The organism is Dietzia sp. SL131, assembly GCF_026672565.1.
In the GTDB taxonomy this organism is placed as follows: domain Bacteria; phylum Actinomycetota; class Actinomycetes; order Mycobacteriales; family Mycobacteriaceae; genus Dietzia; species Dietzia kunjamensis.
In genome coordinates this window covers 1,790,489-1,812,911 of sequence record NZ_JAPPRI010000003.1, presented here as the reverse complement: position 1 = coordinate 1,812,911, position 22,423 = coordinate 1,790,489, and the positions used below count along the sequence as shown (strand labels likewise).

At 71.0% G+C, this 22,423-nt stretch carries 20 protein-coding genes; 8 read left to right on the top strand and 12 right to left on the bottom strand.

Features of this window, described 5'->3' with window-relative positions:
* The first annotated feature begins 127 nt into the window (after positions 1-127).
* Positions 128-991, top strand: a complete 864-nt coding sequence (locus OVA21_RS09280) for a Bax inhibitor-1/YccA family protein (protein ID WP_096905162.1) — start codon at positions 128-130, stop codon at positions 989-991.
* Between the two features lie 291 nt (positions 992-1,282).
* Here the strand turns inward: OVA21_RS09280 and OVA21_RS09275 are convergent, their stop codons facing one another.
* The 6 genes from OVA21_RS09275 to OVA21_RS09250 form a co-directional block, all read right to left on the bottom strand.
* A complete protein-coding gene (locus tag OVA21_RS09275) occupies positions 1,283-2,503 on the bottom strand; it encodes an acetyl-CoA C-acetyltransferase (protein ID WP_069389598.1) in 1,221 nt (406 codons plus the stop codon).
* A gap of 41 nt (positions 2,504-2,544) precedes the next feature.
* On the bottom strand, positions 2,545-3,777 hold the full coding sequence (locus OVA21_RS09270; protein ID WP_096905163.1) for an SGNH/GDSL hydrolase family protein: 1,233 nt from the start codon (positions 3,775-3,777) through the stop codon (positions 2,545-2,547).
* Positions 3,774-5,201: an McrC family protein gene (locus OVA21_RS09265; RefSeq protein ID WP_254050430.1), complete on the bottom strand. Its 1,428-nt coding sequence runs from the start codon at positions 5,199-5,201 to the stop codon at positions 3,774-3,776. Before OVA21_RS09265 ends, OVA21_RS09270 begins: the two co-directional genes overlap by 4 nt.
* Positions 5,198-7,438, bottom strand: a complete 2,241-nt coding sequence (locus OVA21_RS09260; RefSeq protein ID WP_067715690.1) for an AAA family ATPase — start codon at positions 7,436-7,438, stop codon at positions 5,198-5,200. The genes OVA21_RS09265 and OVA21_RS09260 overlap by 4 nt, the downstream gene beginning before the upstream one ends.
* A gap of 94 nt (positions 7,439-7,532) precedes the next feature.
* Entirely contained in the window at positions 7,533-8,030 is a 498-nt protein-coding gene (greA, locus tag OVA21_RS09255) for a transcription elongation factor GreA (protein ID WP_067715687.1), read from the bottom strand.
* A 147-nt stretch (positions 8,031-8,177) separates the two neighbouring features.
* The gene (locus tag OVA21_RS09250; protein ID WP_268092304.1) at positions 8,178-8,636 is read right to left on the bottom strand and encodes a DUF4307 domain-containing protein; all 459 of its coding nucleotides are present in this window, start codon (positions 8,634-8,636) and stop codon (positions 8,178-8,180) included.
* Between the two features lie 137 nt (positions 8,637-8,773).
* Here OVA21_RS09250 and mca point away from each other — a divergent pair, with 137 nt between their 5' ends.
* Together mca and OVA21_RS09240 are read left to right on the top strand one after the other, a co-directional pair.
* A complete protein-coding gene (gene mca / locus OVA21_RS09245; protein WP_096905165.1) occupies positions 8,774-9,697 on the top strand; it encodes a mycothiol conjugate amidase Mca in 924 nt (307 codons plus the stop codon).
* On the top strand, positions 9,694-10,020 hold the full coding sequence (locus tag OVA21_RS09240) for a hypothetical protein (protein WP_182634178.1): 327 nt from the start codon (positions 9,694-9,696) through the stop codon (positions 10,018-10,020). Before mca ends, OVA21_RS09240 begins: the two co-directional genes overlap by 4 nt.
* Positions 10,021-10,186: 166 nt before the next feature.
* Here the strand turns inward: OVA21_RS09240 and OVA21_RS09235 are convergent, their stop codons facing one another.
* Entirely contained in the window at positions 10,187-10,888 is a 702-nt protein-coding gene (locus tag OVA21_RS09235) for a CE1759 family FMN reductase (protein ID WP_096905166.1), read from the bottom strand.
* Complete coding sequence (locus OVA21_RS09230; protein ID WP_096905167.1) at positions 10,885-12,135, bottom strand: LLM class flavin-dependent oxidoreductase; 1,251 nt, start codon at positions 12,133-12,135, stop codon at positions 10,885-10,887. The genes OVA21_RS09235 and OVA21_RS09230 overlap by 4 nt, the downstream gene beginning before the upstream one ends.
* Before the next feature lie 312 nt (positions 12,136-12,447).
* Here OVA21_RS09230 and OVA21_RS09225 point away from each other — a divergent pair, with 312 nt between their 5' ends.
* A complete protein-coding gene (locus tag OVA21_RS09225) occupies positions 12,448-13,488 on the top strand; it encodes a nuclease-related domain-containing protein (protein ID WP_268092300.1) in 1,041 nt (346 codons plus the stop codon).
* 37 nt (positions 13,489-13,525) lie between these two features.
* Here OVA21_RS09225 and OVA21_RS09220 read toward each other — a convergent pair whose 3' ends face one another.
* Complete coding sequence (locus OVA21_RS09220; RefSeq protein WP_268092299.1) at positions 13,526-15,061, bottom strand: HNH endonuclease signature motif containing protein; 1,536 nt, start codon at positions 15,059-15,061, stop codon at positions 13,526-13,528.
* Positions 15,062-15,530: 469 nt separating this feature from the next.
* Between OVA21_RS09220 and OVA21_RS09215 the strand changes: the two genes are divergently transcribed.
* The 3 genes from OVA21_RS09215 to OVA21_RS09205 all read left to right on the top strand — a co-directional run bounded on the left by OVA21_RS09215 (position 15,531) and on the right by OVA21_RS09205 (position 18,178).
* On the top strand, positions 15,531-16,604 hold the full coding sequence (locus OVA21_RS09215; RefSeq protein ID WP_096905168.1) for a 3-deoxy-7-phosphoheptulonate synthase: 1,074 nt from the start codon (positions 15,531-15,533) through the stop codon (positions 16,602-16,604).
* Between the two features lie 114 nt (positions 16,605-16,718).
* A complete protein-coding gene (locus OVA21_RS09210; RefSeq protein WP_067715669.1) occupies positions 16,719-17,486 on the top strand; it encodes an isoprenyl transferase in 768 nt (255 codons plus the stop codon).
* Complete coding sequence (locus OVA21_RS09205; RefSeq protein ID WP_096905169.1) at positions 17,486-18,178, top strand: MOSC domain-containing protein; 693 nt, start codon at positions 17,486-17,488, stop codon at positions 18,176-18,178. Before OVA21_RS09210 ends, OVA21_RS09205 begins: the two co-directional genes overlap by 1 nt.
* A 42-nt stretch (positions 18,179-18,220) precedes the next feature.
* On the opposite strand, the gene OVA21_RS09200 is transcribed toward OVA21_RS09205, so the two are convergent.
* Both OVA21_RS09200 and OVA21_RS09195 read right to left on the bottom strand, forming a co-directional pair.
* On the bottom strand, positions 18,221-19,780 hold the full coding sequence (locus OVA21_RS09200; RefSeq protein WP_268092298.1) for a PH domain-containing protein: 1,560 nt from the start codon (positions 19,778-19,780) through the stop codon (positions 18,221-18,223).
* The gene (locus tag OVA21_RS09195) at positions 19,777-20,265 is read right to left on the bottom strand and encodes a PH domain-containing protein (RefSeq protein ID WP_163375994.1); all 489 of its coding nucleotides are present in this window, start codon (positions 20,263-20,265) and stop codon (positions 19,777-19,779) included. Before OVA21_RS09195 ends, OVA21_RS09200 begins: the two co-directional genes overlap by 4 nt.
* A 37-nt stretch (positions 20,266-20,302) precedes the next feature.
* Here OVA21_RS09195 and OVA21_RS09190 point away from each other — a divergent pair, with 37 nt between their 5' ends.
* Entirely contained in the window at positions 20,303-21,418 is a 1,116-nt protein-coding gene (locus OVA21_RS09190; RefSeq protein ID WP_268092297.1) for a tocopherol cyclase family protein, read from the top strand.
* Here the strand turns inward: OVA21_RS09190 and coaA are convergent.
* Positions 21,415-22,347 carry a type I pantothenate kinase gene (gene coaA, locus OVA21_RS09185; RefSeq protein ID WP_119191733.1) on the bottom strand — a complete coding sequence of 311 codons (933 nt, stop codon included), beginning with the start codon at positions 22,345-22,347 and terminating at the stop codon, positions 21,415-21,417. The two genes, OVA21_RS09190 and coaA, sit on opposite strands and share 4 nt — an antisense overlap.
* Positions 22,348-22,423 lie beyond the last annotated feature (76 nt).

The following is a 22,423-nucleotide window of genomic DNA, read 5'->3' as shown; positions in this document are numbered from 1 at the left end:
CAAGATGTGTATCGGCGCCGGGAACACACAGGTGAGCCCGCGCGTTGCACATGTACGAGTGATTCGTCGGTGACCCGGCGGGGACTCTCGACCAACGACCTTCCCCGACAATTCCGAAGGGACCTCGATGCGCACCAGCAGCAACCCGGTCTTCAGTTCACTGTCCACGGACAGTGCCCGCGGCGCCACCCACCTCGGTGGTGCCGGCCGTGGCGCCTTCCAGCAGGGCCAGTACGGCCAGCAGGGCTTCGGTGCCCAGGCCGGTTACGGTGCTCCGCAGGCGCACCCGCAGTTCGCCGCCGACACGCGGCCCATGACGATCGATGATGTGGTCGCGAAGACCGGCACGACCCTCGGCCTGCTCGCCATCGTCGGCACGATCTCCTTCTACCTGATCACGATGAACCCGGGGCTGCTGTTCCCGTTCATCCTGGTCGGCGGCATCGGCGGCCTGATCACCGTTCTGATCGCCACCTTCGCGCGCAAGATGGACTCCGCGCCCGTCACCCTGACCTACGGCGCCCTCGAGGGGCTGTTCGTCGGCGCGGCGACGTACCTGTTCACCATCGACCTGCAGGGGACCGGCGGCGTCCTCGGCGCGGTGGGTGCCGCGATCCTCGGCACCATCGGCGTCTTCGTGGGCATGCTGTTCGTCTACAAGACCGGCGCCGTGCGCGTGACGCCCAAGTTCACCCGCTTCATGTCCGCCGCGATCGTCGGCGTGCTGTTCGCGGCCCTGGGCAGCATCGTGCTGAGCCTGTTCACCGGCACCAACCCGCTGTACGACGGTGGCCCGATCGCGATCGGTTTCTGCCTCCTGTGCATCGGCCTGGCCGCGTTCAGCTTCCTGATGGACTTCGACAACGCCGACCGCCTCGTGCGCGCCGGTGCCCCGTCCAAGATGGCGTGGGGCGTCGCGCTCGGCCTCACGGTCACCCTGGTGTGGCTGTACGTCGAGGTCCTCCGCCTCATGAGCTACTTCCGCGACTGACCGGCGCGAGCTGTAGCGCTGCCTGACTGATCAGGTCAGGTTCCGGCGAATCCCACGGCCCCGGCCCCCGCGAGGGGAGCCGGGGTCGTCGGCATTTCGGGTGTGGCGGCGATGGGGTTCCGGCAGCGGCCGGCGTGCCCGGCCCGCCTCGTACACCCCGCGGGCGCCGCCGGGGTAGCCGGCTGCAGGACCAACGGCGAGAGCGCCCCGGGCACACTTCCTCGAGAGAAGCGTGCCCGGGGCGCTCGCAGTGCCGCGGGGTGGCGCGGGCTCAGGCCGCGCCGGGTGGGATCAGCTGAGGCGCTCGAGCACCATCGCCATGCCCTGGCCGCCGCCGACGCACATGGTCTCGACGCCGAACTGCTTGTCCTCGGCCTGCAGGTTGTTGAGCAGCGACGCGGTGATGCGGGCGCCCGTCATACCGAAGGGGTGGCCGAGCGCGATGGCACCGCCGTTGATGTTGAGCTTGTCCTCCTCGATGCCGAGCTCGCGGGCCGAGCCGAGCACCTGCACGGCGAACGCCTCGTTGATCTCGAACAGGTCGATGTCGGAGATCGACTTGCCGGCGATCCGCAGGGCGTTCTTGACGGCCTCGATCGGCCCCAGGCCCATGATCTCGGGCGACAGGCCGGACACGCCGGTGGAGACGACGCGCGCGAGCGGGGTCAGGCCCAGCTCCTTGGCCTTGGTGTCGGACATGATCACCAGGGCGGCGGCACCGTCGTTGAGCGGGCAGCAGTTGCCGGCGGTGATGGTGCCATCGGGGCGGAAGACCGGGTTGAGCTGCGAGACCTTCTCGTAGGTCGTGCCGGCGCGCGGGCCGTCGTCGGTGGAGACGACGGTGCCGTCGGGCATGGTGACCGGGGCGATCTCGTTGGCGAAGTGGCCACGCTCGATCGCGTCGAGGGCGCGGGAGTGCGAGCGCACGCCCCAGTGGTCCTGGTCCTCGCGGGTGATGCCGGTCATCTGGGCGACGTTCTCGGCGGTCTGGCCCATGGGGATGTAGACGTCGGGGAGCTGGCCGTTCACCCGCGGGTCGGTCCAGGTCTCGGCGCCGCCCTCTGCGCGCGTGGCGGTGCGGGCCTCGGCGTCGGCGAAGATCGGGTTGTGTGTGTCCGGCCAGTGGTCGGCGGTGCCCTTGGAGAAGTTGGAGACGGTCTCCACACCGGCGGAGATGAACACGTCACCCTCACCGGCCTTGATCGCGTGCAGCGCCATACGGGTGGTCTGCAGCGAGGAGGAGCAGTAGCGGTTCACGGTGGTGCCCGGGACGGTGTCCAGGCCGGCGAGCACGGAGACGACACGGCCCATGTTGAAGCCCTGCTCGCCGCCCGGCAGGCCGCAGCCCAGCATGAGGTCGTCGATCTCGGTGGGGTCGAGCGCGGGGATCTTGTCCAGCGCGGCCTTGACCATCTGGGCGGTGAGGTCGTCGGAGCGGATGCCCACGAGGGAACCCTTGTTGGCGCGCCCGATGGGGGAACGGGCGTACGAGACGATCACGGCTTCCGGCATGGAAAGCTCCTTCGTTGCGGGTGAGTGCTGGTGTGGTCGGGTCAGTCCTGGGGATCCGGGTCGTCCCGCGTCGAGCGGGCCGGTGTCAGGATCCGGCTACGGCGTCGGAGGGTGTCCGCGGCCTCACGGGCCTCGCCCGTGCTCTCGGGGTCACCGTCCACGTCCTCATTATGCAGGAACGTGTTTCGGTCACCGTCGTCCGCATCCTCGTGAGTGCGGACGAAGTCGGTCAGGCGCTTGGTCAGCCGGGCCACCACAGACTCGCGGTGCTCGGCGGGCGCGCCGGAGTCGGGAGCGTCGGCGGGCGCGCCGGTGTCGGCAGTGTCGGCGGGCGCGCCGGTGTCGGCGGCGTCGCGGGAGTCGGCGAGGTCGGCGGCGCTCTCGGCGGCCTCCAGTGAGGCGGCGGGCTCCTCTGCGTCGTGCGGCAGCTGCTCCTCGGGCACGTCCTCCCACACGCCCAGCGCCACACACACGGCGGGCAGCAGCAGACCGGCGGCGAGTTCGTACCCGGCCGAGTTGGGATGGAATCGGTCGGGCGAGAACAGGCTCTCGCCACGACGGTGGAACTCGGGCGCGAGGGTCTCCGCCAGGGAGACGGGGACGCCGCCGGCCCTGCGGGCCTGCACGGCTTGCGCGCCGGCCAGGCGCCGGCTCAGGCCCGACATGATCGATCGCAACGGCTGGGGGACCGGCTTGATGATGCTCAGGTCGGGGCAGGTGCCCACCACGACGTGTGAACCGTTCTCCCGGAGCGCCCGCACGGCGTCGCCCACGCGGCGTGCGGACGGGCCGATCGCGTTGCGGGAGGTGATGTCGTTGCCGCCGATGAGGATCACCGAGATGTCGGGGTCGCCGTGCGCGATCTGCATCGCCTCGATCTGCCCGGGCAGTCCCTTGGAGGTGGCGCCGACGATCGCCTTGATGCTCAGCCGCACGTCCCAGCCGGACTCCTCGGCCAGACCCCGCGCCAGCAGGACGCCGGGCAACTCGTCAGGGGAGTCGGCGCCGAGGCCGGCGGCGAGCGAGTCGCCGAAGATCATCATGTGCACATCGCACGTCATTCCGGGTCGCCACGGCTCGGGTGACCGGGCCCCGGGCCGGTAGAGCCCGTCGCCGGAGTAGGGCCGCGACGTCGGCTTGGGGATCACCCGGCGCGCGATCCGGGCCTGCTGCGTGAGCACCTCCTGGGCGCCGCGGAACGCCCCGACCGTGCCGACGGCAGCCAGCCCGAGGCTCATCCAGAGGCGTCGGGAGGCGTCGTCGGCGTCGGTCATCGGGCGTGTCGTCTCCCCTCTGGGTTGTGGTCGGACTCTGGGTTGTGGTCGAACTCTGCGTTGTGGTGGGACCCGGCGCTGTGGTGGGACCCGGCGTCGTGGCGTGAGCCCGTCCGGTGGCGTGCGGCGGACGGAGCGGCCAGCTCACGGGCGTGCTGGGCCAACTCGACGATAGCCCTCCTGCTCTCGGTCGGCCCGCGGGAGAGGTCGATCGGGTACTCCACGATCGAGATGTCGGTGTGGACGATCCGTCGGGGCTGGGGGGAATCGTCGCGCCGCTGGGCCGGGTAGACCAGGTACGCGCGGTCCACCCCGAGCGCGGTGCAGGCGGCCAACAGTCGGTAGTGCTCGGCGGCGCGGGCCCGGCGGTCCGTGGGATAGGTCGGGACGAACGTGGTGACGGGCGCGCCGTCGACCTCGTACACCAACCCCGTGCGCACGGAGATGTGGTCACCGTCGTCGGACGGCGCGCTGTGACGACCCGACGGCGCGTCGTCCGCCTCGGCACCGGAATCCAGGTTGACGACGGGGTTCTGCAGCAGCCGACCACCCCGGCCGTCGAGGGCGGCGGTCAGCTCGGCTTCCACGAAGCGTTCGAACAGTGCCGGCATCTCGGTGACGAAGGCCGCCGACGCTGCGTGGCCGTCCTCGACCTCCACCGAGATCCGCCGCACGATGCGGTCCGCCAACGCGAGCGCGTCCTGGTAGCGGGCGTTGAGCCTGCTGCGAGTCCACGCCGGCACGGGCGCGCCCTGGCCGATGAGCGTCGCGTCCGACAACCGGGCGTCGACCATGGCCAGCCGGCGGCGGGTGGCGTCGGGCAGTTCGGGCAGGAACTGCAGGCGGTGGGCGGCCGTGCGCAGGATGCGGTTCTCGGGGATGTCCGGGGTGAACTCGGAGTAGGTGACCTCGAGTGGGATGGTCATGCCCGGGTGGCGGCGGATCTGGTCACCCAGTCGGATCCGGCCGCGCACGGTGGTCAGTGACTCATCGACCCTGCGGTACCCGCGCAGCAGTCCGGCGGACAGGGCCCGGTGCGCCAACCGGGCCATGGACTCGGCGACGGAGGTCCACAGCTCGTCGTCGTCCCTGGCCTGCACCGATGAGGACAGGAAGGGGTCGTCGGCCGCGTGGTCGAGCAGGAAGAACAACTGCGTCAGGCCGAGGCTGGCGGCGGGCATGACCCGCACCGACAGACCTTCGACGCGGACCGAACCCACCGCACCGCAGGGGATGAGTCGCCACGTGTCGCGGCCGGCGGGCAGCACCTCCACGAGGCCGGTCTGCGACAGGTGTTGCGCCCCCTCCCAGCTCAGGTTGACGAGGCGGCCGCGGCGATCGAACTCGTCGAACTCGAGGGCCACCGGCGACGCCGGCGGCTGTGCCGACGCCGGCGTGCCGGCGCGAGTCGGAGTTGCGGTCACGCCCGCCCGATCTTGCGGCGCAGTGCCGCGAGGCCGAACCGCTCGTGCACCTCGGCGCGGGTGAGCCGCCCGTAGTAGTGCTCCTCGAGCAGTGGGAGGAGGTCGAACCGCCAGATGGCCTCGAGGCCGCCCGGCTCGGTGGCCCGGTCCTTCATGAAGTACGACGGCCCGATCCGCAGGTCGCGGTCGGAGTCGTCGATCTCGGAGTTGAGCGCCTCGAGCAGCTCCGCGGGCTCGGTCGTCACGCCGCGCGCCTCGAGGTGGCGTCGGAGCACGCCGGCCACCGGCGGGGTGTCGGGGTGCAGTTCCATGAACGCGAAGCGTCGGCGGATGGCGGCGTCGACCATGGCGATCGACCGGTCGGCGGTGTTCATGGTCCCGATGATGAACAGGTTGCGCGGCAGCCGGAACGAGGTGTCGGGGGAGTACTGCGGCAGCACGGTCCGGTCCCGGTACTCCAGCAGGAAGTACATCTCGCCGAACACGCGGGCCAGGTCGGCGCGGTTCATCTCGTCGATGATGAGGAAGCTCGGGTGCTCGCGGCCCGACTCCGAGGTCGCCCGCGCGGCCTGGCGCCGCAGCGGCCCGGCCTGGAGAGCGAAGCCGGGCTGCCCGGACTCGGTGAGCGTGGGTCGGTAACCCTCGAAGAAATCCTCGTAAGCGTAGCTGGGGTGGAACTGCACCAGCTGGACCCGGCTGGGGTCGTCGGGGCCGGCGAGGAAGCGGGCCAGTTCCTGGGCGAGGAAGGTCTTGCCGGTGCCGGGCGGGCCGTAGAACACGATCTGCTGACGCTGCTGCAGGGTGTCGACGATCTCCTGCAACTCCTCGCGGGGCATGTGCAGGCCGTCGGCCAGCTCGTCGGTGACCTCGGGCAGGGTCGGCACCGCCCCGGCGGCGGGGGCCTCGGCGACCTGCGACTCCGCGGAGTGGCGCCCGGGGTGCATCGCCGAGAGCATCGCGTCCAGGCCGTCGGTGAGGTCGACGACCGTGCCGGGCTCGCCGATCAGCTCGGACAGGGGACTGGGCAGGGTCTCCAGGTCGAGGGTGACGGTGCTCCACAGCACCGAGCGCTCGAGTTGCTGTCCGCCGTCGTCGACGTAGCCGAGGTCGTCGGTGAGGGTGCCCAGATGCAGTTTGGCGTCGGCGACAGTGGCCACCACGTCCTGCGGGTTCATCCGGGACAGGAAGGTGTGCAGCTCGGCGGTGAGCTGGAACCGGGCCTGGTAGTCCAAGTGCGGGTAGCCCTGCTCGACGGCCTGGGACACCTCGAGGCGGCTGGCGTGCGCGGGGATCCGCGGCAGGTGCGAGGCGGGCAGGGCGATGCGGTTCTGGGCGACCCACTGGCCGGCCTGGCCGACGCCGCCGCGGCCGGGCCGCACGAGCCAGGCACGCCGGGAGTGGTCGTCGCGGTGGCGCTGCCACTGGTTGGCCACGGAGCCGCGGTACCAGTCGACGGGCTGGCCGAGCTGCGCGGAGAGCACCTCGGAGATGCGGTGCAGGTCCTGGTCGATGTCCAGCTCGTCGATGCCGGACGGGCCGCCGATGAGGTCGGCGAACGCGTCGCGGATGCGGGTCTTGTGCTCGTGCTTGACGATCGGCTGGAAGTAGCCGGGCCACACGAGGTACTGGAGGCTGTAGCGGATGGCCCGCCAGTCGCCGGGGGTGGAGCGGGCCGCGCGCTGGAATTCCCACGGGTCCGACAGCGCGGCGTCCCGGACGGACGCGTCGAGCTCGGCCCAGTGGATGACAAACGAGCACAGCCAGCGTAGGTGCTCGCGCATCTGCACGTTGAAACCCAGGCCGCCGGTGAGCGGGCCCTTCTCGCTGAGGACCTCGTCGAGATCGGTGGGGATCCCGGGCGCGTCCTCGATCCAGGAGAGCACGTCGCGGACGCGGCCGCGCTTGAGGCGGGCCGTGACCGTGGATAGGGGGAGCTGTTGGATGAAGAGCAGCTCGGCGGCGAGCAGGACCACGGGCCGTGGTGCGCCCTCGAGCTGGTCGTGCAGCGCCTGCATCACGGGGGAGCGTGTCGACCCGGGCGCCGCGCCGGCGGCCCCTTCCTCGGGGTCGGAGTCCAGACGGCGGGCCAGTTCCTCGGCCACCTCGGGCGTCCACGTGTAGAGGTCGTCCTCGAAGGGGGACTGACCCGTCCGCAGTGCCGGTCCCAGGACCCGCCCGGCCGCCGCTTCGATAGTCGGGGCCGGGCCGTGGGGCCTGTCCTGGGAACCGTCTGACACGTGGAACTCCTGCTACGCCGGGGCGGATTCGGGCCCGCCTGGAGGCGACCCGACATTCGTGAAGAACCTACCACCGGCCCCCGTATTCAGCCGGTCAGCTGTGGTACGGCTCCGCGGTCACGATGGTGACGGCGACCTTCTTGCCGTTGGGGGCGGTGTACTCGCGGCTCTCCCCGTTCTTGGCGCCGAGGACGGCCTTGCCGAGCGGGGACTCGGGGGAGTAGATCTCCAGATCGTCCTTGCCGGAACCCTCGCCGCGGGTACCGATGAGGAAGGTCTCCTTGGTGTCCTCGTTGCCGTTGTAGTAGGCGCGGACGACGGAGCCGATGAGCGCGACACCGGACTCGGTGGGCGTCTCGCCGACCTGGGCGTTGGCCAGCAGGTCGTCGATGGTCCGGATGCGGGCCTCCTCCTGGCCCTGCTGCTCACGCGCGGCGTGGTAGCCGGCGTTCTCCTTGAGGTCACCCTCCTCGCGCCGCTCGTTGATCTCGGCGGCGATGACCGGACGGTTGGCGATCAGCGCCTCCTTCTCGGCCATGAGGCGGTCGTACGATTCCTGGGTCAACCAGTGGACCTGGGTGTCGTTCGCCATGAGCGCACTCCAATCTGTTCGCGTGCGTGATGTAAGAAAAACACGGCCCCGCGAAAAAGGGAGCCGTGCTGAAGCGCCGATTCTAACACAGGCGCCGTGGCCCGCCGGCCGATACGCGCGGCCCTGACGGCCGCGCCGTCTGCGGCTCTACCTGCGCAGGTAGTCGGGGACGTCGTCACCACAGCCGTAGACGTCCGCGGCGAACGCGCGGGCGGTGGTGAAGATGGACGCGTCGATCTGGATCGTGGTGTTCTCCGACGGTGGGACGTAGACCTCGCGCCGGCCGAGTTCGCCCTTGGACTCCTCCTGGGCCCGGATGATGCAGTAGGCGGGCGTGCCCGGCTCCTCGCGCGTCACGGTGAACGTCAGGTCGACCCGCGACTCGTCGACGACCTCGACTCCGATCGCCTCGCCCGTGATGTCCGGCGTCTGGTTGAGACGCCACGTCGTGTAGACGCCGGCGATCACCAGGCCGCCCACGAGCAGCGCCAGGATGACGGCGACGACCTTGCCGGTCAGGTTCGAGCCGCGGTCGGCGGTCGCGTACCGGTCCGCGGGCGGGCCCACGGGGGGCTGCGACGGGGCGTCCGACCTCGGCTCACTCATGGGAGCCAGGGTATCGGGGCACGCTGGCGGGGACGGCCGGGGGTCGCCGGCGGGCCCCGCCGGGGGCGGCGCCTGGGCCGACGCCCATAGAATGGTGCGGTCATCCACTCACGTGAGAAGAACGGCAGGTGCTCCCGATGGCCGGTCTGCGGCTGATGGCGGTCCACGCCCACCCCGACGACGAGTCGTCTAAGGGGTCGGCAACCATGGCCAGGTACGTCGCCGAGGGCGTCCACGTGCTGGTGGAGACGTGCACCGGGGGCGAGCGGGGCGACATCCTCAACCCCGCGATGGACCGCCCCGACATCGTCGCGGACCTGACGGGCGTCCGGGTGCGTGAGATGGCGCGCGCGGCCGACATCCTGGGGGTCGACCACCACTGGCTGGGATATGTGGACTCGGGGTTGCCGGAGGGTGACCCCACGCCACCCCTGCCGGAGGGATGTTTCGCCCTGGCCGACGACGACGAGGTCACCGAGTCCCTGGTCCGCAGGATCCGGGAGTTCCGTCCCCACGTGATGATCACCTACGACGAGAACGGTGGGTATCCCCATCCGGATCACCTGAAGGTGCACTCGGCGTCGATGGCCGCGTACGAGGCCGCCGCCGACCCCGCCCGGTATCCGGACGCCGGTGAGCCGTGGGCGATCGCCAAGGTCTACTACACCCACGGGTTCCCCAAGAGCCGCCTCCAGCTGCTGGACGACGAGCTGTTCGCCCGCGACGGTGTGCGCCACTTCGAGGAGTTCCTGTCGCGCTGGGGGGACCGCCCCGACATCATGGAGCGGGTCACCACGCGGGTCGAGTGCGCTGACTACTTCGAGCAGCGCAACTCGGCACTGCTGGCCCACGCCACCCAGATCGACCCCAACGGCTGGTTCTTCGCCGCACCCGTGGAGATGCAGCAGCGGGTGTGGCCCACCGAGGAGTTCGAGCTCGCCGCCAGCCGGGTGGGCTTTCCCGAGCTCGGTGAGGGAGAATACGAGACAGACCTGTTCGAGGGAGTCGACCCGTACGTCGCTCTCCCCGTCGGCCCGAGCACGAGTGAGGACCCACGATGATCACCCTGGGACCGGACGTCCAGATCCTGGCGTACCAGTCGGCGATGGTCCTCGCGCAGAACCAGTCGCCCGGTACGCCCGGGTACAACGACAACCCGGTGGGGCCGGAGTTCGGCAAGGCATCGCCGATCGGTATCCCGGTGATCCTGCTGTTGCTCATCGCCACCGTGCTGCTCATCCGCAACATGAACAAGCACATCAAGAACCTGCCGGAGAGCTTCGACACCGAGCATCCCGAGCCGGATCAGCTCGCCGACGAGGGCACCGACCGCGGGGCGGTCCCGCCCCTGGAGCAGACCGACGGGCAGCCCGACCCCCGCTGAGCCGGCCCCCCGCTGAGTCCGCCCCCCGGCTGAGCCCGACCTCCGCTGAGCCCGCCCCGAATCCAGCACACGGTCCGCCCCTCGGATGTCGATCCGCGTTGCGGGTCCCGCGGGCGGATCGACCTCCGAAGGGCGGACCGTGGTGAGGGCGAACCCGCCCGCCGGTTCAGCGGCCCAAGAGGTCGCCCATCGGGACGAAGTCGCTGAACTCGTCGTCGTCGGTCTTCCGTCCCCGACCGGAGTCCGCGCGCGTCGGCGCCACCGCGCCGGCGGTGACCCCGGCGAACCGCAGCATGTAGTCCGACAGTTCGGTCCCCACTCGCGCGGTACGGGCGCGCAGCGAGTCCTCGTCGCCGTCGGTGGCCACGGCGCCGAAGTCCTCGGCCGCCGCGAACACGGTCGTGGGCACGATGTCGGCCTTGAGGTAGGCGAACATCGGCCGCAGCGCGTAGTCGACCGCCAGCGAGTGCCGAGCGGTGCCGCCGGTCGCGCCCAACGCCACCGGCACGCCGGCGATCGTGCCGGGTTTGATGACGTCGAACAGCGACTTGAACAGGCCCGAGAACGACTGGTTGTAGATGGGCGTCACCGCGATCAGTCCGTCCGCCCGGTTGATCTCGTCGATCGCCGCGGCCAGTTTCTCCCCGGGGAACCTGGTGAAGGTGGCGTCGACGACCTCGTGCGCCAGTTCGCGCGCCTCGAGAACCGTCACGTCGACCCTCTGGCCGTGCCGCGCGAGCGCGTCGCGGGTCGCGGCGGTGAGCTGGTCGGCGAGCATCCGGGTGCTGGAGGGCACCGAGGTTCCGGCGGCGACGACGACGAGGTTGAGCGGCCGCCCGGCGGAGTGGCTGTTGTGGGGGTCGGTCACTTGGAGTCCTTCCCGGCCGGCGCCTCGGCGAGGCGGGCCTGGTTGCGGCGGGCGCGGGCCAGCGACTGCTCCTGGGCGCGCTGACCGCCCTCGGCGGTGAGGCCCGTCCAGTTGTCGCCGGTGCCGAAGCGGTACGCGTCGGAATAGGTGGGATCGCCGGCGGCGGCCAGGTCGGCGTCGCGGGCGGCCACTCGCCCGGCGTGGGTCGGCCCGTCCGGGACGTGGGCCGGGCGCAGTGCGTCGAGTTCCCGTCGCAGGGTCGGCACGATCTCGGTGCCCAGGATCTCGATCTGCTCGAGAACGGTCTTGCGGGGCAGGCCGGCGTGGTCGATGAGGAACAGCTGACGCTGGTAGTCGCCCACGTGCTCGCGCATGGTCATGTATCGGTCGATGATCTGCTGCGGCGAGCCGACGGTCAGCGGGGTCTGGGCCGTGAAGTCCTCCAGCGACGGGCCGTGGCCGTAGACCGGGGCGTTGTCGAAGTAGGGGCGGAACTCGTCGACCGCGTCCTGACTGTTGGTGCGGGCGAAGAACTGCCCGCCCAGGCCGACGATCGCCTGGTCCGCCGAGCCGTGGCCGTAGTGCTCGTAGCGGCGGCGGTACAGCTCGACCATCTGCTTGGTGTGGTGGATCGGCCAGAAGATGTTGTTGTGGAAGAAGCCGTCTCCGTAGAACGCGGCCTGCTCGGCGATCTGCGGCGAGCGGATCGAGCCGTGCCACACGAAGGGCGCGACGCCGTCCAGCGGGCGCGGGGTCGAGGTGAACTGCTGCAGGGCCGTGCGGAACTTGCCCTCCCAGTCCACGACGTCCTCGTGCCACAGGCGGTGGAGCAGTTCGTAGTTCTCGATCGCGATCGGCAGGCCCTGCCGGATGTCCTGCCCGAACCACGGGTAGACCGGGCCGGTGTTGCCACGGCCCATCGTCAGGTCCACCCGGCCGCCTGCCAGGTGCTGCAGCATGGCGTAGTCCTCGGCGATCTTCACCGGGTCGTTGGTGGTGATCAGGGTGGTGGCCGTCGACAGGATGATCTCGGAGGTCCTGCCCGCGATGTAGCCCAACGTCGTGGTGGGGGAGGACGTCACGAACGGCGGGTTGTGGTGTTCACCCAGCGCGAAGACGTCGAGGCCCACCTGCTCGGCCAGAGTGGCGTACTCGACGACCGCCTCCAGTCGCTCGTGCTCGGTGGGTATCCGCCCGGTGGTGGGGTCCGGGGTGATGTCGGCGATGCTGAAGATTCCGAACTGCATGATGGTGGCCTCTCGTCTGGTGGTGTCCCGATCTTAACTTGCTGACATGTCAAACAAAAGAACGTGGGGCGGTATTCCCCCTCACATGGCGGGTGCACGGCAGCGGGCCGCGGGCGGGGCACCGCTGCCCGCTGCCCCCTGCCCGCTGCCGGCTGCCGGCTGCCCGCAGCGCGCGCCCCACCCGGCCTCGCCTGTGAGCGACGCCGGTGACCCCCGTCGCGCGGAACGACTTCGGTCGAACATCTGCGGCCCGGCACGCCGAGGTGTGACCATTCGTCGACGTACACAACTCGGCTGACCACCGGAGGGCTCGTGACCGATTGGATCGTCCGCAGGTGGAAGCGGTTCGGGCACGACAGGCTCTATGCATCCACCCCCGGCGGCACCGACCTCGGGTACCTCGACGTGGCCAGCGGGAGATTCCACTCCGACGACTTGTCGAACCTCCCTCTGTTGCGCCGAGCGATCGAGGAACATCTCGACACGAACGAGCCGTCTTCCTGCCGGAATTCGCCTGCGCCCCGGCAGTCAGCTTCGGCACACGAGTCGTCTCCGTCGTCTCCGTTGGCGTCGGCGTCTCCCACTGCGTCGACTGCGCCGGAGTGCGAGGTATCGGACCGGGAGTCGAACGCACAGCCAGTGTCGCGCTCGACTCGGACCGCCCCGGCGCCAGTAGCGCCGCCATCAACGTCATCAGCCGAGCCAGCCGTGCCGGCCGTGCCATCCGGATGGCACGATCTCGCGGACGTGCGAGCCGGGGCTGCAGCGCGTGAGCGGGCGCTGGCGGAGCGCGAGGCGCAGGGGCTGATGCGGCACCTGTTCGCCCGGATGCTCGACGCGAAGACGGACGAGCGGGCATGGCGGATCGGCGCGGACGGCGAGCACGCCGTCGCCGAGCAGCTCGGCAGGCTCGGCGCGGAGTGGAGGGTGCTCCATGCCGTTCGCGTCGGCGAGCGTGGTGCGGATATCGACCACGTGGTGGTCGGCCCGGGTGGCGTGTTCACCGTGAATGCGAAGAACCACCCGAAGGCATCGGTGTGGGTCGGCGGAGACATCGTCATGGTGAACGGTCGACGAGTCCCCTATGTCCGTAACAGCAGGTTCGAGGCGAAGCGGGCGTCACGAATGCTCGCGGAGCACGTCGGGTTCCCGGTGCCGGTGATCGGGTTGATAGCGGTCGTGGGCGCGCGACGAGGGTTCACGGTGAGGGCCCAGCCTGCAGACGGTGCGGTTGCCGTTGTCCCGCGGCGGGGGATCGGCCGATTTCTCAAGGCTCAACCGCCACGCCTGAGATTGCGCGAGATCGACGCGATCCACGAGGTGGCCAGGCGATCGAGCACCTGGCAGCGCTGAACCCCAGAGGGCGGCCAGTCTGTAGGAGGCGGCGACGCTACGCCGTGTGGGAGGCGTCGCGGGGCGGTGGTTCGTGGCGTGGCGGCTCGCAGCGGCGCCGGGTGGTGCCTGGCGGGTTGGTGAGGTGGCCGTCGTCGGCGGTGAGGCGGTCGAGGTGTTCTCGCCATTGGTGTTCGAGGATGTGGTTGCGTGCCTGGGCCAGGGGGCCGGTGGGGTTGGTGTGGTGTTCGTGGCCGGTTTCGGTGATGATGGTCAGCTCGCCGAGGGGGCCGGGGCGGTAGGCGCAGTGGCCGAAGGTCTTCTCGCGGTGGTGTTTGCGGCAGAGGCACATCAGGTTCCACTCGGCGGTGGGGCCGCCCAGTTCGGGGCGCCGGTGGTCGAACGCGATGACGTGGTCGATTTCACAGTCGTGGGCATCGACGGTGCATCCGGGGTGGCGGCAGGTTCCGTCGCGTAGTCGGATCCGTTCGGCCAGGGCCGGGGTGATGAAGTATTTGAGGAGTGCTTCGGGGGCGTCGAGGGTGCCGGGGGCGGGGTCGATGAGTTCGAACCGGACGGTGGTGTCGCCACCGGAGAGGATCTCCTCGCACAGCCAGTCGAAGCTGGCGTAGGCGCCGTTGACGAACTGGACCTGGTTGGGCAGTCCTTGGGCGATGGTGTTGATGACCGAGATGCGGACGGGCTTGTCGGTGCCCCATGAGGCGCCCAGCGGGGGCAGGTGTCCGCGGTCGCCGTCGACGGTGTTCGCGGTGTCCTCGGGGTGGTGTGCGGGGTCGGCGATGTCGGTGGTGTTGGGGTCGCCCAGGGCGATGAGGGCGTCGGCGCGGAGTTGGTTGCGGCTGCGGGGATGGCACAGGTCTGCGGCGGCACGGGCGGCGGCCTCGATGCGGCGGCGCAGCTTCTCGGCGTCACCGGAGGGCAGGTTGGCCCACATGGAGGTCATGCCGTTGCGTCCGGGGCGGAACCGCACGGTCCGTTCTTCGGCGGCGGCGTCTGCGGCGTCCTGGGCGGCTTGTGGGGCGTGGCGTGCGACCGCGTTGTCGACGGAGGTGTCCAGTGCGGAGCGGCTGGGCCGGTGGCCACCGGCAAGGGCCCGGGTGAGGCGGCCGATGACATCGGACTCGACGGCGCCGACGACCTCATCGGGCACGCCGGCCAGGCGGCAGGCGGCGTCGATGGCGAGTTGCTCGGGCAGCAGGCCGCGTTCGAGGGCGCCCCGCAGTAGCGGGAGCCGGGTGTGGGCCTGGATGGCGGCGGTGACCAGGTGGCCGGCGTGCCAGCAGGTCAGTGACATGGCCGCGGCCAGGTGGTCGCGGGCCCGGCCGGCCGGATCCAGGCGGGCGTGGGCGGGGCGGGTGTCGTCTTGCGTGTCGCCGTGGGTGGCCTCGTCCAGGCGGCGGAAGCTCTCCACCAGCAGGTACGCGGCGTGCAGCCGCCTCGCCGCGGCGAGGTTCTGCGCCAGCGTCACCGACCGGGCCACCTCGCTGAGCGCTGACGCGTCCAACGACTCCAACGGCTCATCCACCGCGCGCAGCGCCCCGAAGTCGGAAAGGCTCATCGTCGTCGTGTTCATGACCCCGTCCTTCCTGCGCCTCACGCGTGCTGGGCTCGCACTCGAATATAAGTTCGACTATACCGGCTATGAGAAACTAGCGCAAGTGTTCGATTGGGAGGACTGTCGCCGCGCGGGCGGAGGTGGAGAACGTCCGGTCCCACACATAGCGAGAGGTGGTGGCGACGAACCCCGTGGCCGCCCCTCGGCGGGGAGGTGGGTGACCCGAGACGATCCGATTCTGTTATCGTGTCCGGCATGTCGAACGCTCGCGCTTATTGGCGCTTTATGTGGGCTCCGGGTGGAGCCCGCGCCGCGAGCGCACGCGTCCGCTAGACGGACGTCTCGACACCCGGAGCCCAGAGGCGGTGACCACCATGGTCGCCGCCTTCCGCCTTTCCAGACGGCGGATCCGGGTGCGCGAGATACAGGGCACCACGAGATCACGGCACCCGGCCCGCCATGACCACATCGCCAGGAGTGCACAGCCGTGACCGTCACCGCCGAGAACCCCACCCAGACCGCCGACAGGCGAGTCCTGTCCTACTCCCCGCTGCCGACGCCGACCGAGATCCTCGGCGAGCTCCCGCTGGGCGAGGCCCGCGAGGCGCTGGTCGAGCGCAGCCGCGCCGAGGTCGCCGACGTGCTCGCCGGGCGCGATGACCGCCTGCTCGTGGTGGTCGGCCCGTGTTCGGTCCACGACACCGAGGCGGCCCTCGACTACGCGGCGCGACTCGCCGCGCTCGCGGAGGAGACGGCCGAGGACCTGCTCATCGTGATGCGCGTGTACTTCGAGAAGCCCCGGACCACCGTCGGGTGGAAGGGCCTCATCAACGACCCCGCGCTCGACGGGAGCTACGACATCCCGCGCGGCCTGCGCACCGCCCGCACCCTGCTGCTCGACGTGCTCGACCTGGGGCTACCCGTGGGGACCGAGTTCCTCGAGCCGACCAGCCCGCAGTACATCGCCGACGCCGTCTCGTGGGGCGCGATCGGCGCCCGCACCACGGAGAGCCAGGTACATCGTCAGCTGGTGTCGGGACTGTCGATGCCGGTGGGCTTCAAGAACGGGACCGACGGCGAGGTCCAGGTCGCGGTCGACGGCTGCCGGTCGTCGGCGGCGCGGCACGTGTTCTTCGGCACCGACGCCGACGGGCGTGCCGCGGTCGTGGAGACCGCCGGCAACACCGACTGCCACGTCATCCTCCGCGGCGGGACCGGTGGACCCAACCACGACGCCGAGTCCGTCGCGTCGGCCGTCGCGGCGGTCGGCAAGGTCGGCCTGCCCGGTCTGGTGATGGTGGACGCGAGCCACGCCAACTCGGGCAAGTCGCACGAGCGTCAGGCCGAGGTCGTGGCCGAGCTGGCCGAGCGGATCGGCGCGGGGGAGCAGGGCATCTCCGGACTGATGATCGAGAGCTTCCTCGAGCCCGGCGCCCAGTCCGTCGAGGCCGACGAGCTGGTGTACGGCCGGTCCGTGACGGACGCGTGCATCGGCTGGGACACCACCGCCGACAGCCTGCGCGCGCTCGCCGCGGCCGTCCGACAGGGCCGACGGGGCTGACCGCCGCTGGCCCCGCCGCCCACGCCGCCGCCCCCGTCGCCGGTGCGGTCGGCCCGGGGTCGGCGGCCCGAGGGGCACCACTGGGCGGGCGACGGCGCGCGGTACCCTTTCCGCGTGGCCGTCTCCTTCCCCCTGTACTCGCTGTACGAAGCGCGCCTCCGCGCCTCGTTGGACGAGTCGAGGCTGCCGCGGCACATCGCCGTGATGGCGGACGGGAACCGCCGGTGGGCACGCGAGGCGGGGTTCACCGACGTCGCGCACGGTCACCGGGCGGGCGCGGTCAAGATCGCCGAGATGCTGGGGTGGTGTGACGACCTCGGTGTAGACGTTGCCACCATTTACCTGCTCAGCACGGAGAACCTCGGTCGCGACGCCGAGGAACTCGATGAACTGCTGCAGATCATCGCGGACGTGGTGGACGAGATCACCGGCCCGGGGAAGAACTGGGAGGTCCGGATCGTCGGGCGTCTCGAGGTGCTGCCGGACTGGCTCGCCGAGCGACTGCGCCACGCCGAGCAGGTGAGCAGGGGCCGGCCGGGCGTCAAGGTCAACGTCGCGGTGGGGTACGGCGGGCGGCAGGAGATCGCCGACGCCGCCCGCGAGCTGGTCCAGGAGCTGATCGACAAGGGCTGCAGCGGACAGGAGCTGGTCGACGCGATCACCGTCGACGGCATCGGCGAGCACCTCTACACCTCGGGCCAGCCCGACCCGGACCTCGTGATCCGCACCTCCGGCGAGCAGCGGCTCTCGGGCTTCCTGCTGTGGCAGAGCGCGTATTCGGAGATCTGGTTCACCGAGGCGTACTGGCCGGCGTTCCGCCGGGTGGACTTCCTCCGGGCGATGCGCGAGTACGGAGCCCGCAACCGTCGGTTCGGTCAGTGATGGCCGGCACGGAAACCGAGCGCGCGCCGATCACCGTGGGCGAGGTGTTCACCGTCCGCGCGGTGTGCGTGGTGGACCAGCTGCTCGAGGTGCCCGGCCGGGTCGGCGTCACCGCGATCGACAAGCGGCCCGTCGACGGCCCCGTCCAGGTGCGCGAGTACGGCCTCCACGGCGACGTCCAGGCTGACCGCCAGCATCACGGCGGGGTGTGGAAGGCCGTCTACCTGCTCTCGGACTCCGACGTCGAGCAGTGGGAGCCCGAGTTCGGCGGCCCGATCCCGCCCGGGTACTTCGGCGAGAACCTGCGCGTGGCGGGGGTCGACACCTCGCAGTTGCAGATCGGCACCGTGCTGGAGGTGGGCCGCCTGCGCATGGAGGTCACGACGCCGCGGATCCCGTGTCAGACCTTCGGCCACCACGTGGGCAAGCCGCGCTGGGTGCGGCGCTTCACAGAGGGCGGGCGCCCGGGCGCGTACGCGCGGGTCCTCGCCGCGGGCCCCGTCGAGGCCGGGGATGAGATACGGGTGGTCGCCGTGCCCACGCACGGGGTCACGATCGGGCGGGTCTTCGCCGGGGTCGACGACGACGAGGCCCGGCGGCTCCTCGACGAGTACGCGCTTTCCGACCTGGCGCCCAGTCTGGTCCGGAAGCTGGATCCGGCCACCGACGACAGGCCCGTGGACGCCGACTGACCGGGCCTGCGCCCGTGCGGGGTGGCTCGGCCGCGGAGTCGCTCAGTCGCGGGGCTCGGCCAGGTGGTCCCACACGTCGCCGGCGGTCGACCACACCTCGTGCGCCTCGGCCTCTGCGACGTCCGGCAGTCGGAACGCACCGCCGCCGCCGGCCGAGGTCGCCACCAGCGTCACCAGCCCGGCCCGGCGCTGGAACGGGGTGCGCCGCACGTTCCAGCCGAGGACCCCATCGCGGTACAGGACATCGGTCCGTCTCAGGAGCGAACCCTTACGGACCGTGACCACCGTGCCGCCCACCGCGTGGCCGAGTCCGCGGTAGTTGTCGACCGCGGCCCACGCGGCGACCGTCCCACCGACCGCGGCCACGGTGACGGGAACCCACCACAGCCACGGCCACACGAGCGCGAGTACGAGGGCGATCCCGGCGAGGGCGAGGGTGGCGGCCACCGCGCGGACGGCTCGTCGTCGTCGCGCCACAGGCGGATGGGAGCGCAGCGCGTCCGGCCCCGGTGTGCCCGCCGCCGCCGTCTTCGCGGCCTCCGTCCTCACGGCTGCCGTGCCCGCCGCCGTACCCGGCACCGGTGTCCCGAGCATCTCCGCCGCCACGCCAGCGGCCACGTCGCGCGGCGAGGCCGGGACCAGCGCAGGGCTCTGCTTGGGCTTGCCGTTCTCGTCGTTGCCGATACCCACGCCGGTGGCGATCACGTCCAGCCGGGCGGCCCCGACCGCGCGGAACCCCGGCGGCTCGTGCAGCGTCACGCCACGGACGCGTCGGCCGTCGAATGTCGCGTGCCGGCCCACGACCAGGCCTCGGCGCAGCTCGAGAGAACCGTCGCGGTGACGTTCCAGGCGCATGCCCCACCAGTTCTCCACGAACAGCACTGTGGCGGCGACTGTCCCGATGGCCAGGGTCAGGGCCACCACGCCGATGGCGAGGACGGGCAGCGGCAGCCCGCCGACGCGGTCCCACACCCACTCCAGCACCGTCGGCACCGCGTTGAACCAGTCGGCCACCTGGAGCACGATGCCGAAGCCCACCAGGCCGAACACCGGCGTCATGAGGCTGGCCGGGGCGTAGCGGACCCACCGGGGATCGAGGCGGGCGAGTTCGCGCGTGTCCGCGTCGGCGCGGTCGGCCAGCAGTCGGCGGCGCAGGTCTTCGGCCTCGGCGCGGTCGAGGGCGGCCAACGTCATCCTCGACCCGTCTGTCTCACCGCTGGCCAGCTTGAGGGTGGCGATACCGAGGCGACGCTGGATGACGTCGGCGGTGATCTCCACGTTGCGGACCCGGTGCGTCGAGAGCGTCGAGGTGGTGCTCGACAGGAAGCGGACCCGGCGCTCGATCCGGTGGGCGTCGACGCGGTAGCGGGTCACCGTCAGGCGGGCGGACTCGGCGATCGCGGTGGCGACGGTACCGACTACCACCCCGCCCACCGTCCAGAGGAGGACCCAGCCGGTGGCCAGCCCGCCCACCAGCATGCCGATCGCCGTCGGCATCGCGGCGGCGACGAGTGCCGCGGCGACCACCACGGTCGTGGAGGTGATCGTCCGACGGTCCAGCGGCAGCCAGTCGTCATGGTCCGCGCCGGCCGGGCCGGTCATGTGGCGTCCCGCTGATCGTCCTCGGCGAGGAGGGTGAGGCGGTCGGCCATCTCCTCGGCCTGCGTGGCGTCGAGGGCGCTGATGCGCACCGCGCCCTTCGACGAGGCGGTGGTGACCACGACGGTGGCGAGGCCGAACTGTCGCTGCAGCGGGCCGCGGGTCTTGTCGACGGTCTGGACGCGCGACAGGGGAGCCGCCCGCCACTCCTCCCAGAACAGTCCACTACGGCTGTAGACGGCGGTGTCGGTGGCCTCCCAGCGGTGGATCGCCCACCGCACCCGGGGCACCACTACCAGCGCCGCTGCTGTCAGCAACGCCCACCCGGCGGTGGCGAGGAGCATCCACGGGCCCACGATCAGCGTCGATGCCGCCAGCACGAGCAGTGGCCCGACCATCCACAGGGCGACCTGCGCCGTCCACCATCGTCGGCACCGGGGATCGACCCGTTCCCGAGGCGGACGGAGGCCGAGTTGAGTCGCATTCACGGCTTCACCCTAAGCCGATTATGGGACGCTGAACCCCATGGGACTCCTCCGGCGATACCGGGCGACCGGCGCAGACCTGCCCTTCGGCGATCCGCTGCGCGCACACGACGTGGCCATGGAGGGGTACTTCCTCCGCGTCACCGATCGCGAGCGCGGGCGCGTGGTGATCGCCCTCATCGGGGTCAACCGGGGACCCGACGGGCACTGGGCGACGCTCGGGCTCGCCTCCGACGAGGCGCCCATCCCGATCGAGGCCGGTGGATCGCGCCGGGACGGAGACGGGGGCTCTTCGTTGTCGTCGTCTTTCTCCTCGTCGTCCTCGTCGTCGTCCACCCTGCGCCTCATGGCCGCGCCCGACGGCTGGGCCGACCCGGACCGGATCGGCGCCCGCTCCGGCGAACTGTTCGAGTACCGACCCGACAGGGTCCGCGTGGACATGGGGGAGGGCGCTCGCCTTCACGTGAACATCACCGACCCGGTGCAGTGGCCGCACCACGCCGTCGGCGGTTCGAGCATCTTCCAGTCCGTCCCCGCCCTCAACCAGTACTGGCACCCCTGGCTGCTCGGCGGCCGCGCGAGCGGATGGGCCGAACTCGACGGCGAGCACTGGGAGTTCGACGGCGCCGAGGTGTACGGCGAGAAGAACTGGGGCGCCGAGGGCTTCCCCGACTCGTGGTGGTGGGGCCAGGCGCAGGCGTTCTCCGAGCCGAACACGTGCGTGGCGTTCGCCGGCGGGCAGATCCACTCCGGGCCGCTGCGCACCGAGGTGACCGCAGTTGTCGTGCGACTGCCCGGCGGGAAGGTCATCCGGCTGGGCAACCCTGTCGTCTCGCCGGTCCGCGCCGAGGTGACCGACGAGCGGTGGGAGTTCCAGGGCCGCGGTTACGGCTGGCAGGTCCGGATCAGCGGGCGTTCGCCCCTGGACCGCGCGCACGTGCTTCCGGTCCCGCTGCCGTCGGACAAGCGGAACTCCGCCGGGTCGATCGAACACCTCGCGGGCGAGCTCGAGGTGGAGGTGCGACGGCACGGGCGACTAGTGTGGTCGGACCGCAGCGCCCTGGCCGCGCTCGAACACGGCGGACTCGACCGCGCCGAGGCCGAGCTGCGGCGGCGCGGTGTTCCGGAGGGGGAGACGGGCGCGCCGCCGCTCTAGATCTTGCGCAGGCGCAGCCGCTGGATGGAGTGGTCCGAGTTCTTACGGAGCACCAGCGTCGCGCGCGGCCGGGTGGGCAGGATGTTCTCCACCAGGTTCGGCCGGTTGATCGACATCCAGATCTCGCGGGCGGCGAGCCGGGCCGCCTGGTCGGACAGGTCGGCGTAGTGCGCGAAGTGCGAGTTGGGGTTGGAGAACGACGTGCTCCGCAGTTCGAGGAACCGCTCGACGTACCACTGTTCGATGTCCTCGATCCGCGCATCGACGTAGAGCGAGAAGTCGAACAGGTCCGAGACCATGAGGCGCGGACCCGTCTGCAGGACGTTGAGGCCCTCCACGATGAGGATGTCGGGTCGGCGGACCTCGATGAACTCGCCGGGCACGATGTCGTACTTGGTGTGCGAGTACACCGGCGCGCGCACGACCGGGGCGCCGGATTTGACCTCCGTGACGAACCGCAGCAGCGCGCGCCGGTCGTACGACTCGGGGTAGCCCTTGCGGTGCATCAGTCCGCGCCGCTGGAGTTCGCGGTTGGGGTGGAGGAAGCCGTCGGTGGTGATGAGGTCCACCCGGGGGTGGGAGTCCCAGCGGGTGAGCAGCGCGCGCAGCACACGGGCGGAGGTGGACTTGCCGACCGCCACCGATCCGGCCACGCCGATCACGAACGGCATGGGGGCGTCCACGGTCTCGCCGAGGAACAGATTGGTCGACTGGAACAACCGCTGTCTGGCGGATACCTGCAGGTGGATGAGCCGGCTCAGCGGCAGGTAGATCTCCGCGATCTCGTCGAGGTCGAGGTGTTCGCCCAGGCCCCGGAGGCCCTCGAGGTCCTGTTCGGTGAGCACCATGGGCATCGCACGCCGCAGGCGCCGCCAGCTCCGACGGTCGAACTCGACGTACGGCGTGTAGTCGCCGGCTTGTCTGCTCACGGTTCCCGATTGTGGCAGGTGGCCACGGGGGAGGGGGTGTCAGGGTGGCGTGGCACTAGACTGACGACGACGAGAC

Bases quoted from the DNA above. Each gene is read 5' to 3' on its own strand.
- OVA21_RS09280 (WP_096905162.1), top strand. From the start codon at position 128: ATGCGCACCAGCAGCAACCCGGTCTTCAGTTCACTGTCCACGGACAGT.
- OVA21_RS09275 (WP_069389598.1), bottom strand. From the start codon at position 2,503: ATGCCGGAAGCCGTGATCGTCTCGTACGCCCGTTCCCCCATCGGGCGC.
- OVA21_RS09270 (WP_096905163.1), bottom strand. From the start codon at position 3,777: ATGACCGACGCCGACGACGCCTCCCGACGCCTCTGGATGAGCCTCGGG.
- greA (WP_067715687.1), bottom strand. From the start codon at position 8,030: ATGGCGAACGACACCCAGGTCCACTGGTTGACCCAGGAATCGTACGAC.
- OVA21_RS09250 (WP_268092304.1), bottom strand. From the start codon at position 8,636: ATGAGTGAGCCGAGGTCGGACGCCCCGTCGCAGCCCCCCGTGGGCCCG.
- mca (WP_096905165.1), top strand. From the start codon at position 8,774: ATGGCCGGTCTGCGGCTGATGGCGGTCCACGCCCACCCCGACGACGAG.
- OVA21_RS09240 (WP_182634178.1), top strand. From the start codon at position 9,694: ATGATCACCCTGGGACCGGACGTCCAGATCCTGGCGTACCAGTCGGCG.
- OVA21_RS09230 (WP_096905167.1), bottom strand. From the start codon at position 12,135: ATGCAGTTCGGAATCTTCAGCATCGCCGACATCACCCCGGACCCCACC.
- OVA21_RS09220 (WP_268092299.1), bottom strand. From the start codon at position 15,061: ATGAACACGACGACGATGAGCCTTTCCGACTTCGGGGCGCTGCGCGCG.
- OVA21_RS09205 (WP_096905169.1), top strand. From the start codon at position 17,486: ATGGCCGGCACGGAAACCGAGCGCGCGCCGATCACCGTGGGCGAGGTG.
- OVA21_RS09200 (WP_268092298.1), bottom strand. From the start codon at position 19,780: ATGACCGGCCCGGCCGGCGCGGACCATGACGACTGGCTGCCGCTGGAC.
- OVA21_RS09190 (WP_268092297.1), top strand. From the start codon at position 20,303: ATGGGACTCCTCCGGCGATACCGGGCGACCGGCGCAGACCTGCCCTTC.